Below are 14108 nucleotides of genomic sequence, written 5' to 3'. Positions count from 1 at the left end.
TCGTGCGGCCGGTTGTCTGACGCATCGCTTCCGGCCGCCCGGTGCTCACTCCGGCATCCCCTTGCCGCGCGTCTCCGGCAAGAACCACGGAATCAAGATCCCGAGCACATAACACGAGCTCATGATCAGCGCGGCATGCGACACCCCGCCGAACGTCTTGATCATCGACCCCGACAGAATCGGAAACACCCAAGCGATCAAACGCGCCGCGTTGAACACGAAGCTGATCGCGGTTGAGCGCACCGTCGGCGTAAACAGCTCGCACGGATAGATCGCCATCCACGCATACGCGCAGCCGAGCGTGAAGAACCCGTTGATCGGCGCGATGATCAGCATTCCGCTCAGCGTCGCCGTGTAATGGTACGTGATGATCGTCGTGACGAGCGAGCCGACGAACGTCATGCACAGGAACGCGCGCCGGCCGATCGAATCGACGATGAAGCCCGCCGCCAGATACGCGACGATCGCGCCCACGGTGTAGACGATCGAAATGCGCGAACCCCACGCGAGGGCGTCGGCGGCGCCCGTTGCTTTCGCCAGCGAGACCGTGAACGTCGGCAGCCAGCTCGAAATGGCCCACCAGCCCGTGGTCGAAATGACCGACAGGAGCATCGTCAGCAGCGTGCGGCGCAGCGCTTCGCGCTCGCTGAACAATTGCGTGAGCGTGAAGGGGCGCTTATCTGCGTTGCTTGCTTTAGCGGCAGCACGGCCGCTCGCGTTGGCCGTCGCGCTCCAGCGTTTCTCCTTGACGGCCTGTTGCCACTTCTCTGATTCGCTCAAGCCGCGCCGCAGGTAAAGCACGAACAATGCGGGCAACGCGCCTGCGACGAACATCAGGCGCCACGTCTCGGAGCCCAGCGGGTGCGTCGACGACAGCGCATACCAGACGACAGCCGCAAGCAGCGTCCCCCAGCCGAATCCCGATTGCAGAAAGCCTGCGCCTTTGGCGCGAGCATGCTCGGGCCACGTTTCCGAAACGAGCGCGACGCCTGTGCTCCATTCGCTGCCCATCGCGAGGCCCGTCAGAAAGCGCAGCGAGCACAGCACGAAGAACGAGCCGGAAAACGCGGTCAGCCCGGAGAACATGGCATAGAGGAACACCGACCACAGCATCATGCGTTTGCGGCCGACATAGTCCGCTAGGATGCCGCCGACGAGACCGCCGACGCCCCAGCCGAGCAGCGTGATGCCGATCACGCCGCCCGCATAGACGGGCGTCGACAGCGCTTGCGCGGGCGTGAGCACAGACTTGAGCATCGGCGCGAGCACGACGACGAGCGCGAGCGCTTCGAAGCCGTCGAAAATCCAGCCGAGGAAGCTGCCGCGCAGCACGCGCCAGTGAGTGGGCGTGAGGCCGTCGTACCAGTGCGCTTTGGGTGGTTGCGCGATGTGGGTTTCTTGCATGTTGCTGTCTCCTGTGCGGTGGTCGGCTGGCCTTAGCGATTTTTCATCGTCTGCGAATCAGGCGCCCGATTTGATAGCGCTATATCTTGCGCTTAACCTCGCGTTTCTGCCGAAGCCGAGTCGCGTTGCAAAGCCCGCTCGCGAATCGCCGCGAAGTCCTTGGGCAGCGGATGCAGATCGAGCCGTCGTCCCGCCTTGACGATCTGGCTCGGCGTCTCGTGGCCGATCAACGCCGGCAAGCGCTTCGACACCGCGATGAGCGCGGCGAGATCGACGCCGGTGTCGTAGCCCATGCATTCGAGCGCATGCACGATCTCTTCGCTGCAGACATTGCCGCTCGCGCCCGGCGCATACGGACAGCCGCCGATTCCGCCAAGCGACGCGTCGAAGCGATTCGCGCCCGCGTCGATCGCGGCCAGCACGTTGGCGAGACCCATGCCGCGCGTATTGTGGAAATGCAGCGTCAATTCGGTGTCCGGCCAGCGCGCGATGAACATCGCCGTGAGCCGTGCGACTTGGCTCGGATAGGCCATGCCGGTCGTATCGCAAAGCGTGATGCCGCGCGCGCCCGCTTCTTCGATGAGGCGCTGCGACCAGTGCAGCACGGTGGCCTCCGACATGTCACCCTCCATCGGGCAGCCGAACGCACAAGACAGCGAGATGTTGACGGGCAGCTTCGCATCGCGCGCGAGGCTCGACACTTGCTTGAGCGCGCCGAGCGACTGGTCTTGCGTCATGCGCAGGTTCGCGAGGTTGTGGCTTTCGCTCGCGGACATCACGAGGTTCAGCTCGTCCGCGTGCGCTTCGATTGCGCGCTCGGCGCCGCGCACGTTAGGCACGAGCGCCGTATAGACGACGCCTGCTTTGCGCTCGATCTCGCGCATCACGATCTCGGCGTCGCGCAGCGCGGGGATAGCTTGCGGCGACACGAACGCGGTCACTTCGATCTTGGCCACGCCCGAATCCGACAGCGCGTTCACGAGCGCGATCTTGTCCTGCGTGTCGACGAACGCGCATTCGGCTTGCAGACCATCGCGCGTGCCGACCTCTTGCATATGGATGCGGCGGTGCTCTCCGTTCCAGACATTCGTGCTCATGCAATCGCTCCTTTTTCTCGCAGTTCGGCAATGCGCGCGTCGGTTAGACCCATCTCGCGCAGCACGTCGGTGGTGTCGTCGCCGAGCTTCGGCGCCGACGAGCGGATCGAGCCCGGCGTCGACATCAGTTTCGGCACGACGCCCGGCACGTCGACCTCGTAGCCGTCGCGCGTGGTTTGCCGAAGGATCATGTCGCGCTCGCGGTAGTGCGGGTCTTCGGCGATGTCCTTGGCGGTGTAGATCTTGCCGGCGGGCACGCCCGCGTCCGACAGCGCGGCGAGCACGTCCTTCACGGATCGTTCGACGCTCCAGCGTTCGATCGCCCGGTCCAGCTCGTCGACGCGAACGACACGTCCCGCGTTGTTCGCGAGCGCCGGGTCGGCGGCGAGATCGGCTCGGCCGATCGCCGTCATCAAGCGCTTGAAGATGCTGTCGCCGTTGCCCGCGATCAGCACGTAGCCGTCGGCGCAGCGGTAGGCGTTGGACGGCGCGATGCCGGGCAGCGCGCTGCCGGCCGCTTCGCGCACCGCGCCGAACGCGCTGTATTCGGGGATCAGGCTTTCCATCACGTTGAATACGGCTTCGTGAAGCGCGACGTCGATGACTTGCCCTTTGCCGCCGTTCGCGTCGCGGTGATAGAGCGCGGTGAGCACGCCGATCACGCCGTGCAGCGCGGCGAGCGTGTCGCCGATCGAGATGCCGCAACGCACGGGCACGCGGCCGGGCTCGCCCGTGAGGTGCCGCAGCCCGCCCATCGCTTCGCCGATCGAGCCGAAGCCCGGCAGGTCGCGATAGGGGCCGGTCTGACCGTAGCCGGAGATGCGCAGCATGATGAGCCGCGGGTTCAGCGCCGACAGTTGCTCGTAGCTCATGCCCCAGCTTTCGAGCGTGCCGGGGCGGAAGTTTTCGATGAGGACGTCGGCCTCGGCGATCAGCTGGCGGGCGATGTCTTGCCCTTCCGCGCTGCGAAGATCGAGCGCGACCGAGCGCTTGTTGCGCGACTGGACTTGCCACCAGACCGAGGTGCCTTCCTTCATCAAGCGCCAGTTGCGCAGCGGATCGCCGGAGCCGGGCGGCTCGATCTTGATGACGTCGGCGCCGAAATCGCCGAGCGTCTTGCCGGCGAAGGGGCCCGCGATCAGCTGGCCCATTTCGATCACGCGCACGCCTTTGAGCGCGGCAGGCGACGCGGGGAAGGGGGATTGGCCGCTCATGGTGGTGTCTCCATAGGCGCCTGCGTCAGTGAAATGAGCGAGGCGCGATGTCATGGAAACGATTCTGCGCGCGAGCCCGTGCGCGCGGAATGCGGCAGTGGGAGAACCAGCTTTCGCAAAACGCGAAAGCTGCTGTGCGGCGATCCAGACGATGGAGACGCGGCTCAGGCCGCCTTCGTGGTATCCGGCGCCGCGCCGATCAGATGGTTGACGAGCAAGCGCGCGGGTTTGGGCAGCGCGCCGAGATCGCGCGCGCAAATGAGCAACTGGCGCTCGGCCCAATCATCTGACAAAGCGATCTTGTGCAAGCCCATCGAGCGCACATGCGGACGCACGGCCGCATCCGGCAGCACCGCGATGCCGAGACCCGCGGCGACCATCAGGCACATCGCGTCGAAGCTGCGCACCTGGATGCGCAATTTCAGGCGCTTGCCGGAAGCATCGGTCGCCAGTTGCAGACGCTTGGCGAGCGACGTATCGCGCGAGAGGCTGACGAAATCGAAGTCCAGCGCTTCATCGAAGGAAATCGACTTGCGGCGGGCCAAAGGATGGGAGTTCGGCACGACCAGCACGAGCTGATCGCGGCGGTAGAACGTGGTCTGTAAGCCGAGCGTCGGCATCTGGTCGGCGAGGATGCCGAAATCGGCCTGCCCGTCGACGACGGCCAGCGCGACCTGTTCGCTGTTCTGTTCTTCGAGCTCGATGCGGATTTCAGGATTCGCCGCCGTGAAAGCGGCAATCTCGGCCGGCAGGAATTGCGTGATCGCCGACGTGTTCGCCCACAGCCGCACCACGCCGACGACGCCCGCCGCGTAATCGGAAAGATCGGCGGAGAGCTGGTCGACGTCGTTCAGGATGCGCTGGGCGTGACGCTGCAGGGCGTCGCCGGCTGCGGTCAGCGTGATGCCTCGGGAATGGCGCTCGAACAGTTCGGTGCCGACGGCGGCTTCGAGATCGGCGATGCGCTTGCTCGCGGCCCCGACCGCGAGATGCGCAAGCTCGGCGCCTTTGCTGATGCTTCCGCTGCGGACGACGAGCGTGAAGAGCGAAAGCGAAACCAGGTCGAGGCGATGGAGATTCATGTCCGGGGGCTCCTCCGAACGTGGCGATGCCACGATTATGGAGCACCCCGCTCGCTACCCGGTTAAGCGATGAAATGCGCGACGACCGGATACAGCGACAGCACCAACAGGACCGCCATCGTGATGTTGAACGTGCGCAGCCGCTTCCGGTTCGACAGGAAACGCCGCAGCGCTTGGCCGCCGGCTGCCCACAGGCTGATGCTCGGAAAGCCGATCACGATGAACACGGCCGCCATCAAGATCGCGTTGAAGCCGAAGTCGCTCGAGAGGTGCAGCGTGGTCCCGGCGGTGAGCACCATCATCCAGGCTTTCGGGTTGATCCATTGGAATGCGACGGCTTGAAAGAACGTCATCGGACGCGGATCGCCCTTCTTCACTTGCACTTGATCCGATGAGCCGATTTTCCAAGCGAGGTACAGCAGATAGAGCACGCTCGCGGTTTCCATCACCGTGTACAGCGCCGGGAACAGACGAAACGCTTCGCCGAGGCCATAGCCGACCGACAGCATCAACACCGCCACCCCCGCGCTGATTCCGCAGATATGCGGCAGCGTGCGGCGAAAGCCGAAGTTGACGCCCGAGGCGAGCAGCATCGTGTTGTTGGGGCCGGGCGTGATCGTCGTGACGAGCGCGAACAGGATGCCGGCGGGCAGGGCGCTCAGGAGGTCGAGTGGCATGGCGGGAAGTCCGGTCGATTACACAGTTGAGCTAGTGTATCGATCGATGCCGGTACAGTACCGGTACGGATTGCTTGATGGTTTCCGGTACGGATTTAATCCGATTTCAGGAGTCGGTTTTGACTCGACCGAACCCGCGGCAACGCACCCGAAGCATTCCGCCTGCAACGTCGCGGCGAGCTTGCAAAGGCGCAACGGGCCGCATAAGGTCGGACGAATGAATCCCTACCATCAGGAGAGCATTCGTCATGGCCGTAAAAAAACGATTTCACGCCGCACTCCCCGTCGTTGCGATCGCAGCGCTCGCCACGATTGCACCGGCTTGCCATGCGCAAAACACCACCGACTGGCTGGCGAACACCTACGGCACGCTCGCCGCTCACGTGGGCAACGTCGCGCGTTCCATGTGGGTCGCGCCCGAAGGCGTCATCTATACGGCCTCCAACTGGGACGAGTACGAGGGCGGCGTCGCGATCTATCAGAACCACCACAGCGTCGGCTCCATCGGCATTCACAACGAGTTTCAGGGCAGCGCGATTACCGGCAACGCCACTTCGATTTTCGTGGCGCTGCAATCCAACAACGCGAACGGAAGCGGCGCGGTGGGACGATACAACCGCACCACCAAGGCGCGCGATCTTTTCATTCAGGTCAGCGCGTCGACCAACCAGCCGCTGGTCGACGTCATCACCGGACTCGCCACCGCGGGCTCGCTCCTCTATGCGAGCGACTTCTACGGCAATCGCGTCCGGATCTACACCACCGACGGTGTCTGGCAGCGGGACATAAACGTCGCAGGGCCGGGGGCCCTCGCCGTGGATAGCGCAGGCAACGTTTGGGTCGCACGCAAGAGCGCGGGCGCGATCGACGAGTTCAGTCCAACCGGCGCGCTGCTGAACACCATCCAGATGCCCAGCGGCTCGCAACCTTCGGCGCTCTATTTCGATGCGTCGTCGGGGCAACTGATGGCCGGGGACGAAGGCCCCGACATGAACATCAAGCTCTACAAGCTCTCGGGCACGCCGGCGCTGGCCGGTACATTCGGCATTCCGGGCGGTTATCTCGACACCACGACGGGAATCAAAGGTCAGGTCGGCGCGAAGCGCTTCACGCGCGTCGCCGGCATCGGCAAGGACACCGCCGGCAATCTCTACGTGCTCAACAACCCGTGGGGCGGCAGTTGGGACCTCGGCCGCAACGGCGGCACCGACATTCACAAGTACGACCACAACGGCAAACTGAGCTGGACGCTTCAGTCCCTCAACTTCGAGGGCGTCGCCGCTCCGGACCCGGTCACCGATGGCGCGTTGTTCTATGGCGGCACCAACCTCTATACCGGCAGCGCGGGAGGCACCTTCGTCGCGAACACCGTCGATCCGTTCACCTACCCGTCGGACCCGCGCATCGACATGAGCGATACCCAGCGCGACGAGCACTTCGGACAACTTGTCTCCGTTGGCGCGAACCGGATCCTCGTGGCGTCCGGCCAGAACCCGCCGGTCTTCTACTTCTTCCACTTCAACGCAGCGAACGGCTACATCGCCATTCCGGATGGATCGATTCCGGGCGCCGCGTTCAATACGACCCTGCGGGTCACGAGCGGATTCAGCATCGATAGCAAAGGCGGCGTGTGGGCCGGCCTGGACAGGACCGGTTACATCTACCACTACCCGCTGACCGGCTTCGACGCGAGCGGCAAGCCGTCATGGGGACCTGGCATCCCGATCCGCGTTCCCGCGAGCATCCAGCCGCTGACGCGCATCGTCTACCTCGCGGACAGCGACACGATGATTCTCGCGCAGGGCATCGCCGGGAGCACGGACTGGACGTCGATCGGCACGCGGATCGAGGTGTATCACGGCTGGAGCGCGGGCAACACCACCGCGCCCAATCCGGTGATCACGCTTCCCCACGCCAACGCCAAGTCGATCGACGCAGCCGGCAACTACCTCTTCGTCAGCTACTGGTTCAGCAGCGGCGGGCAAGCCCTGCCGGACGTCGACGCCTTCAACCTCGCCACAGGCCACCTCGACGCCACGCTGACCAACACCAACAGCAGCGTCGTGGACGCCAGCAGCGCCATGGATTCGATGTACGGCCTCCGGGCCTACCTTCAATCGAATGGCGAGTACGTCGTGACGAAGAACAACGTCAAGGGCACCAGCATCACCGTTTATCGCTGGACGCCCTGATCGGGCGCTTTATATCGAGCGCATTATTCGCGACCGGGAATTGCCGTGCCCTAAGACACCGCTTCTGTCGGTCTATATTGATTTCCGTAGAATGCCGCCAGTCTTCAAAACCAACGGCACGGAAGCGGACATGGATTCTTCGACAGTCGGCACGGCAGGCTCGCCGCGCTCCGAGCAGGTCAGCGGCTACGCCTGGAAAGCGCTCGCCGGTTCCGCCATCGGCTACGCGATGGACGGCTTCGACCTGCTCATCCTCGGATTCATGTTGCCGGCCATTACGGCCGGCTTGCAGCTGACGAGTGGGCAGGGCGGCGCGCTCGTCACCTGGACGCTGATCGGTGCGGTCGCGGGCGGCCTCATCTTCGGCGCGCTCGCCGACCGCTTCGGCCGCGTGCGCGTGCTGACTTGGACCATCCTGCTGTTCGCGATCTTCACGGGGATGTGCGCATTTGCGCGCGGATTCTGGGACCTGCTCGCCTACCGCACGATCGCCGGCATCGGGCTTGGCGGCGAGTTCGGCATCGGCATGGCGCTCGCGGCGGAAGCGTGGCCCGCGAGCAAGCGCGCGCGCGTGTCGTCCTATGTCGCGCTCGGCTGGCAGGGCGGCGTGCTGCTGGCGGCGCTGCTGACGCCGCTGCTACTGCTCCATATCGGCTGGCGCGGCATGTTCCTCGTCGGCGTGCTGCCGGCGCTGGTCGCCTGGGTGATGCGCAACCGGCTGCATGAGCCCGAGGCGTTCGTGCGTCGCGCGAAGTCCCCGGAAAAGCGCGCCAACGCGTTCAAGCTGCTGGTCGCCGATGCTCGCACGGCGCGCACGAGCCTCGGCATCGTGATCCTGTGCTCGGTCCAGAACTTCGGCTACTACGGGATCATGATCTGGCTGCCGACGTTTCTCTCGAAGCAGATGGGCTTTTCGCTCACGAAGTCAGGCTTGTGGACGGCGGCGACTGTCGTCGGGATGATGGCCGGCATCTGGGTGTTCGGGCAGCTCGCCGATCGCATCGGCCGCAAGCCGACCTTCTTGCTCTATCAAGTCGGCGCGGTCGTGATGGTGGTGGCGTACGCGCATCTGTCGTCGCCAGCCGCCATGCTGTGGGCCGGCGCGCTGATGGGCGTGTTCGTCAACGGCATGGTGGGCGGCTATGGCACGCTGATGTCCGAAGGCTATCCGACCGCCGCGCGCGCCACCGCGCAGAACGTGCTGTGGAATCTGGGGCGGGCGGTCGGCGGTTTCGGGCCGGTCGTGGTCGGCTCGCTGGCAAGCCGCTATTCGTTCCCATTCGCCATCGCGCTGCTCGCGGGCCTCTATGGGCTCGATATGATCGCGACGCTGTTCCTGATCCCCGAGCTGAAGGGCGTCGAACTCGCCGAGTAGACCCTCCGATTGCCGCGACCCAATCCTCGCGGCAAGCGTCCCTTCGTCATCCCTCGACGATGCCCGGCACGACCTCGCGCATCATCTCGACGAAGCGCACCAGCCGCGACGGATAGAACTGCGCGTGAGGATAGGTCAGGTAAAGCGGCAGCGGCGGAGCCCGCCAATCCGGCACGAGATGCAGCAGCTTGCCTTGCGCGAGATCGTCGTGCAGCAGCCACGATGAGCCGATGCCGATACCGAGCCCAAGACGCGCGGAGCTTCGCAGCGCGTAGAGATTGTCGGTGCTGACGCGCGGACGGATCGGGAAGCGCACGACTTCCCCCGTCGCTTCATGCGTCAGCTTCACTTCGTTGCGGTAGTACGTGCGCAAGGCGAGCCATGGGAAGTCGGCGAGCTCGGCGGCGTGTTGCGGCACGCCCGTGCCCTCGAAGAGCAACGGCGAGGCGATGACGATGCGCGGCACCGCCGCGATTTTGATCGCGACGACGCCCGGGTCGGCCGGTTCGCCTGCCAGGATCGCGCAATCGATCCCGGAGGCGATGAAGTCGCGGATGTCGTCGCGCAGCAGCCACTCCACCGAGACGCGCGGATACCGGTGCAGAAAGTCGGCCAACGGCACGACGAACTGCTCCTGGCCGAACGCATGCGGCGCCGTGATGCGCAGCGTGCCTTCCGGTTCCTCCTGCGCGCCGCGCACATCCGCTTCGAACGACGCCCAGTTCGCGAGCAGCTCCTTGGCGCGTTCGAAGCAGCGCTCGCCGTCCACGGTGAGACGCATCACGTGCGTGGTGCGTTGCAAGAGCCGCACGCCGAGCGATTGCTCGAGCGCCTGGAGACGGCGGCTGATGGTCGGCTGTGTCGCGTTCAATTGGGCGGCAGCCGCCGACAGACTGCCGGCCTCCACGATACGCACGAAGGTCTCCATCAATTGGAGACGATCGCCGGCCGCGGACGTTGCGAAGCCGCCGCCGAGCGGCGGGGAGGGGCGTGGTTTGGTCATACGTCGAGCGTATAGCAAATGTTCGGAGCGTGCTACTACCGTTATGTGGCGTCAACAAGCACACTCTTGACCAGTCAGTAAATCAAAGGAATACGTTCGATGTCTACCATGCACGATACGGATGCAACGGTCGCCGCGGAAGTCGCGATACCCGCCGAAACCCCGGCGCTTCCCCCGCAACTGGTGCTGCTGCTGGCCGCCGGCGCGGCTTTCTCCGTCGCCCCCCTCTATTACAGTCAGCCGATGCTCGGCGTGCTGAGCGCGGACACAGGCGCCTCGGCGCGCGTCGTGGGCCTGGTGCCGACGCTCACGCAACTCGGCTACGCGCTCGGCATCCTGTTGCTCGCGCCGCTCGGCGACCGGTTCGACCGCCGCCGCGTGATTCTCTACAAGGCGGCGGCGCTCGTTCTCGCGCTGCTGCTCGCCGCCGCCGCGCCGTCGATCGGCTTGCTGCTGGCCGCCAGTCTCGCGATGGGCGTGGCGGCCACGATGGCCCAGGACATCGTCCCCGCCGCCGCGACGCTCGCGCCCGAGGCCCATCGCGGGAAGACCGTCGGAACCGTGATGACCGGGCTCTTGCTCGGCATTTTGCTGTCGCGCGTGCTGAGCGGCTTCGTCGCCGCGCACTTCGGCTGGCGTGCGATGTTCCTGATCGCGGCGGCGAGCGTCGCGGCCATCGGCGTGGCCTCCGCGCGCGGCCTGCCGCGCTTCGCGCCCACCACGCATCTCTCGTACCGCAAGCTGCTCGGCTCGCTTGGGCATTTGTGGCAGCACCATGCCGCGCTGCGGCGCGCCGCGTTTGCGCAAGGCATGATCGCGGTGGGCTTCAGCGCGTTCTGGTCGACGCTCGCGATGATGCTGCACGGCGCGCCGTTCCACCTCGGCAGCGAGGCGGCGGGTGCATTCGGCCTCGCGGGCGCAGCCGGCGCGCTGGCCGCGCCGCTCGCGGGACGCCTCGCCGATCGCCGTGGACCGGAGCTCGTCACGCGGCTCGGCGCGAGCCTCGCCATTGTGTCGTTCGCGGCGATGGCGCTCGCGCCGCTGCTGCCGCCGCGTGCGCAATTGGTCTTGCTGGCGATTTGCGCGGTCGGCTTCGATCTGGGCTTTCAGGTCACGCTGGTCGCGCACCAGACCATCATCTACGGCATCGATCCGCATTCGCGCAGCCGGTTGAACGCCGTGCTGTTCGTCGGCATGTTCATCGGCATGTCGGCGGGCGCCGCGCTTGGCGCCATGCTGCTTGCGCAATGGGGCTGGATGGCGGTGACGGCGCTGGCGGTCGCGACGTCGTCCGCTGGGCTGGCGATACGGCTGTGGCGGCGGCCCCAGGCCGCCCGCCGTGCCGCGAATCCCGCCAACTGAAGGGCCAACTAAAGCGCGCCGACCCGCTGCGCTTCCTTGGCCCGTTCGAGTCTTCATGTTGACCCGCGCGCATGAGGGTGGCACTCCGGTTCTTGCGATGCAATTGCATGCGTCGCTGGCGGGCGCGAGAATGAAGGCTCGCGAGCGGCACGCCGCATCAGCCGGCAGGGAGGGCGAGATGGACGATCCCCATGACCTACAGCGCTTCGTCGATGCACAGGACCGGATCTACGCGCAGGCAGCGGACGAACTGCGCGCCGGCCACAAACGAAGCCACTGGATGTGGTTCGTGTTTCCGCAGATAGAGGGGCTCGGGGAAAGCGCGATGGCGCAGCGGTATGCGATCTCATCGCTGGCCGAGGCTCAGGCTTATTTGAACCACCCTCTGCTCGGCGAGCGCTTGCGCGAATCGACGAGGCTCGTGAATCTCGTCGAAGGCCGTTCGATCAAGGAGATCTTCGGCTACCCGGACTACCTCAAGTTTCGCTCGTCGATCACGCTCTTTGCCCGCGCGACCGAGGACAACGCCGTATTTGTCGAAGCGCTGCGCAAGTACTTCGACAGCGAACCCGATCGAGAGACGCTGCAGCGAATCTAGCCCGCCAAATCGGGTATCCTCCCGGCCTCAAGAAATTCTCGTGCAGGCCGTTTACCTGCAAGGGTACCCGCGTCAACCCGCTTCCTCACGCTATACAGCCAGTTCTCTTGCACGCTGTAATGAAACGACTGCTTTTCCTCTTTACCTTGGCCGTCGCGCTCGCCGCGTGCTCACGCAACGATCCCGACAGTCTCGTCGGCACCTGGGGCGAATCCGTTCAGGGGCAGACGGTTCCGTTGCTCAAGATCGAGAAGTCCAAAGGGCATTACGTGCTTTTCACGACCGCCGACGGACGCTGGATTCGCACGACCGACTATGTGATGTTGGCGTCGAAGACCGATCTCGAACAGATCGTCCGCCATCCGGTGCATGGCGACGTGACCGGGCTGAAGTCGGGTGTCGCCGCCGTTTTCAAGGTGCCGGAAGGCTGGACCGAAGGCACATTCTCGACCCGCTCGGGGTACTTCGCCGTGACGTGGTTCGGCCCTGTCGAACTGGTTCGTCTCTAACAACGCAACGCTCCTGTCTGTGCGGCTAATGTAATTGCCCGTCATCGGAGACAGTGCGTGCATGCATAACTGTAACTGATGTAGTAACATTAATGTGCGCGCTTCGATGGCCGACATCGGAAGCGGGCACCAGGGCCGCGCGACGTCAACCACGTCGCGCATTCCCTCGAACTCAATTCATTCTCAGAACAAGGAGGTTTTATGGCGAAAGCCGCCGTTGTGTATTTCTCGGGCTATGGACACACCAAGCGGGTTGCCGAGGCGGTTGCCGCTGGCGCCGGCGCCGATTTGATCACAGTGGATTCGGACGGCAACGTCGATGACCACGCCTGGACCTTGCTGTCGAATGCCGACGCCATCATCCTCGGCGCGCCGACCTACATGGGCTCGGTGCCGTGGCAGTTCAAGAAGTTCGCTGACGCGACGTCGAAGAAGTGGTTCACGCGCGAATGGCAGGACAAGGTATTCGGCGGCTTCACCAACAGCGCGAGCTTCAATGGCGACAAGCAAGTGACGCTGATCTACCTGCAGACACTCGCGTCGCAACACGGCGGCGTGTGGGTGAGCTTGGGGCTGCCGCCGTCGAACACGAAGGCGGCCACGCGCCATGACGTGAACAACCTCGGCGGCTCGGTCGGGCTGCTCGTGCAATCGCCGGCAGACGCGGCGGTCGAGGAAATGGCGGCGGGCGATTTGGAAACCGCGAAGCTCTATGGGGCTCGCGTGGCGGATGTGGCTCGCCGCTTGCACGGGTGACATTCTCCCGACAAAAGTCGCTCGGTCGCTACAAAACCGACATTGAATTCGGGCTTCCGAAAGACTAGTCTGGACGAAACGCACCGGTGGAGTTTCCGGCACATGCGCCATGAACGGGGAGCGTCATGGATCACGATGTGGCATGGAAGTCGGGCAGAGGCGGTCGGCCTTCGCGGCACGATGCGGAGGTTCGTGTGCAAGTGGTGCTCGAAGTGGCGAAGGGAAAATTCCTTTCGGCCGGCTATCGGGAAACGAGCCTCGATGCGATCGCCCGCGACTCCGGGGTGGCAAAGAAGACGCTGTATTGCCACTTCGGCAGCAAGGCTGGCCTGTTCGATGCCATCGTGCGGACGCTGACCGATGTGTGGGTGCAGGAACTCCGGAAAATCGTTGCGATCGACAACGGGCACGCTGCCGTGCTCGAAGCAGCGGCGCTGCATCTTCTCGATATCGGCACGCGGAGTGACATGATCGAGTTGTATCGGCTGCTGCTGGTCGAATCGCGCCGATTTCCGGCGCTAGTCCACCCGTATCGCGACCGCTGCGGCAAGTTTATGGGCATGGAGCCGCTGACGGACTATCTGCGGCGCAGCGTGGAGCAGGGCGAGCTCACGATCGAGAATGTCGATCTTGCCGTGGAGCAGTTCGTCCATCTCGTGCTCGGCGGTGTGCGTGCGCGGATGCTGCTCGGCTGTGCGCGCCGCCCGAACGCGGCGAGCCGGCGGCGCATCGCGCATCAGGCGGTCAGCATTTTCATGTCGGGATACGCCGCGTAAAGCACCGTTTTTTTTGTTTTCGTCTATTGATTGTGTAGGAATCAGAATAAATGTAGATCGTTT

At 64.7% G+C, this 14108-nt stretch carries 13 protein-coding genes; 7 read left to right on the top strand and 6 right to left on the bottom strand.

Features of this window, described 5'->3' with window-relative positions; translation table 11 throughout:
- Nucleotides 1-45 precede the first annotated feature (45 nt).
- The 5 genes from AAHK20_RS04770 to AAHK20_RS04750 all read right to left on the bottom strand — a co-directional run bounded on the left by AAHK20_RS04770 (nucleotide 46) and on the right by AAHK20_RS04750 (nucleotide 5474).
- Nucleotides 46-1404 carry an MFS transporter gene (locus tag AAHK20_RS04770; protein ID WP_449180294.1) on the bottom strand — a complete coding sequence of 453 codons (1359 nt, stop codon included), beginning with the start codon at nucleotides 1402-1404 and terminating at the stop codon, nucleotides 46-48.
- A 92-nt stretch (nucleotides 1405-1496) separates the two neighbouring features.
- A complete protein-coding gene (locus AAHK20_RS04765) occupies nucleotides 1497-2501 on the bottom strand; it encodes a hydroxymethylglutaryl-CoA lyase (protein WP_449180293.1) in 1005 nt (334 codons plus the stop codon).
- Entirely contained in the window at nucleotides 2498-3715 is a 1218-nt protein-coding gene (locus tag AAHK20_RS04760) for a CaiB/BaiF CoA transferase family protein (protein ID WP_449180292.1), read from the bottom strand. Before AAHK20_RS04760 ends, AAHK20_RS04765 begins: the two co-directional genes overlap by 4 nt.
- A 164-nt stretch (nucleotides 3716-3879) precedes the next feature.
- Nucleotides 3880-4797 carry a LysR substrate-binding domain-containing protein gene (locus AAHK20_RS04755; protein ID WP_449180291.1) on the bottom strand — a complete coding sequence of 306 codons (918 nt, stop codon included), beginning with the start codon at nucleotides 4795-4797 and terminating at the stop codon, nucleotides 3880-3882.
- A 62-nt stretch (nucleotides 4798-4859) separates the two neighbouring features.
- Nucleotides 4860-5474 carry a LysE family translocator gene (locus AAHK20_RS04750; RefSeq protein WP_449180290.1) on the bottom strand — a complete coding sequence of 205 codons (615 nt, stop codon included), beginning with the start codon at nucleotides 5472-5474 and terminating at the stop codon, nucleotides 4860-4862.
- 248 nt (nucleotides 5475-5722) lie between these two features.
- On the opposite strand from AAHK20_RS04750, the gene AAHK20_RS04745 reads away from it, so the two are divergent.
- Nucleotides 5723-7666, top strand: a complete 1944-nt coding sequence (locus tag AAHK20_RS04745; RefSeq protein WP_449180289.1) for an SMP-30/gluconolactonase/LRE family protein — start codon at nucleotides 5723-5725, stop codon at nucleotides 7664-7666.
- Nucleotides 7667-7796: 130 nt separating this feature from the next.
- Nucleotides 7797-9041: an MFS transporter gene (locus tag AAHK20_RS04740; RefSeq protein WP_449180288.1), complete on the top strand. Its 1245-nt coding sequence runs from the start codon at nucleotides 7797-7799 to the stop codon at nucleotides 9039-9041.
- Between the two features lie 46 nt (nucleotides 9042-9087).
- On the opposite strand, the gene AAHK20_RS04735 is transcribed toward AAHK20_RS04740, so the two are convergent.
- The gene (locus tag AAHK20_RS04735) at nucleotides 9088-10044 is read right to left on the bottom strand and encodes a LysR family transcriptional regulator (RefSeq protein WP_449180287.1); all 957 of its coding nucleotides are present in this window, start codon (nucleotides 10042-10044) and stop codon (nucleotides 9088-9090) included.
- 99 nt (nucleotides 10045-10143) lie between these two features.
- On the opposite strand from AAHK20_RS04735, the gene AAHK20_RS04730 reads away from it, so the two are divergent.
- From AAHK20_RS04730 to AAHK20_RS04710, 5 genes are all read left to right on the top strand, one after another.
- Nucleotides 10144-11406: an MFS transporter gene (locus AAHK20_RS04730; protein ID WP_449180286.1), complete on the top strand. Its 1263-nt coding sequence runs from the start codon at nucleotides 10144-10146 to the stop codon at nucleotides 11404-11406.
- Nucleotides 11407-11584: 178 nt separating this feature from the next.
- On the top strand, nucleotides 11585-12004 hold the full coding sequence (locus tag AAHK20_RS04725) for a DUF1810 domain-containing protein (protein ID WP_449180285.1): 420 nt from the start codon (nucleotides 11585-11587) through the stop codon (nucleotides 12002-12004).
- A 119-nt stretch (nucleotides 12005-12123) separates the two neighbouring features.
- On the top strand, nucleotides 12124-12513 hold the full coding sequence (locus AAHK20_RS04720; RefSeq protein WP_449180284.1) for a membrane lipoprotein lipid attachment site-containing protein: 390 nt from the start codon (nucleotides 12124-12126) through the stop codon (nucleotides 12511-12513).
- Between the two features lie 201 nt (nucleotides 12514-12714).
- The gene (locus AAHK20_RS04715; protein WP_449180283.1) at nucleotides 12715-13269 is read left to right on the top strand and encodes a flavodoxin domain-containing protein; all 555 of its coding nucleotides are present in this window, start codon (nucleotides 12715-12717) and stop codon (nucleotides 13267-13269) included.
- A 125-nt stretch (nucleotides 13270-13394) separates the two neighbouring features.
- Nucleotides 13395-14045 (top strand): TetR/AcrR family transcriptional regulator, encoded by a 651-nt coding sequence (locus AAHK20_RS04710; RefSeq protein WP_449180282.1) that lies wholly within the window; start codon nucleotides 13395-13397, stop codon nucleotides 14043-14045.
- Nucleotides 14046-14108 lie beyond the last annotated feature (63 nt).

This window comes from Trinickia camelliae, assembly GCF_053525655.1.
This window is presented reverse-complemented; position numbering and strand designations above follow the sequence as displayed.

Bases quoted from the DNA above. Each gene is read 5' to 3' on its own strand.
- AAHK20_RS04770 (WP_449180294.1), bottom strand. From the start codon at position 1,404: ATGCAAGAAACCCACATCGCGCAACCACCCAAAGCGCACTGGTACGAC.
- AAHK20_RS04765 (WP_449180293.1), bottom strand. From the start codon at position 2,501: ATGAGCACGAATGTCTGGAACGGAGAGCACCGCCGCATCCATATGCAA.
- AAHK20_RS04760 (WP_449180292.1), bottom strand. From the start codon at position 3,715: ATGAGCGGCCAATCCCCCTTCCCCGCGTCGCCTGCCGCGCTCAAAGGC.
- AAHK20_RS04755 (WP_449180291.1), bottom strand. From the start codon at position 4,797: ATGAATCTCCATCGCCTCGACCTGGTTTCGCTTTCGCTCTTCACGCTC.
- AAHK20_RS04750 (WP_449180290.1), bottom strand. From the start codon at position 5,474: ATGCCACTCGACCTCCTGAGCGCCCTGCCCGCCGGCATCCTGTTCGCG.
- AAHK20_RS04745 (WP_449180289.1), top strand. From the start codon at position 5,723: ATGGCCGTAAAAAAACGATTTCACGCCGCACTCCCCGTCGTTGCGATC.
- AAHK20_RS04740 (WP_449180288.1), top strand. From the start codon at position 7,797: ATGGATTCTTCGACAGTCGGCACGGCAGGCTCGCCGCGCTCCGAGCAG.
- AAHK20_RS04735 (WP_449180287.1), bottom strand. From the start codon at position 10,044: ATGACCAAACCACGCCCCTCCCCGCCGCTCGGCGGCGGCTTCGCAACG.
- AAHK20_RS04730 (WP_449180286.1), top strand. From the start codon at position 10,144: ATGTCTACCATGCACGATACGGATGCAACGGTCGCCGCGGAAGTCGCG.
- AAHK20_RS04725 (WP_449180285.1), top strand. From the start codon at position 11,585: ATGGACGATCCCCATGACCTACAGCGCTTCGTCGATGCACAGGACCGG.
- AAHK20_RS04720 (WP_449180284.1), top strand. From the start codon at position 12,124: ATGAAACGACTGCTTTTCCTCTTTACCTTGGCCGTCGCGCTCGCCGCG.
- AAHK20_RS04715 (WP_449180283.1), top strand. From the start codon at position 12,715: ATGGCGAAAGCCGCCGTTGTGTATTTCTCGGGCTATGGACACACCAAG.
- AAHK20_RS04710 (WP_449180282.1), top strand. From the start codon at position 13,395: ATGGATCACGATGTGGCATGGAAGTCGGGCAGAGGCGGTCGGCCTTCG.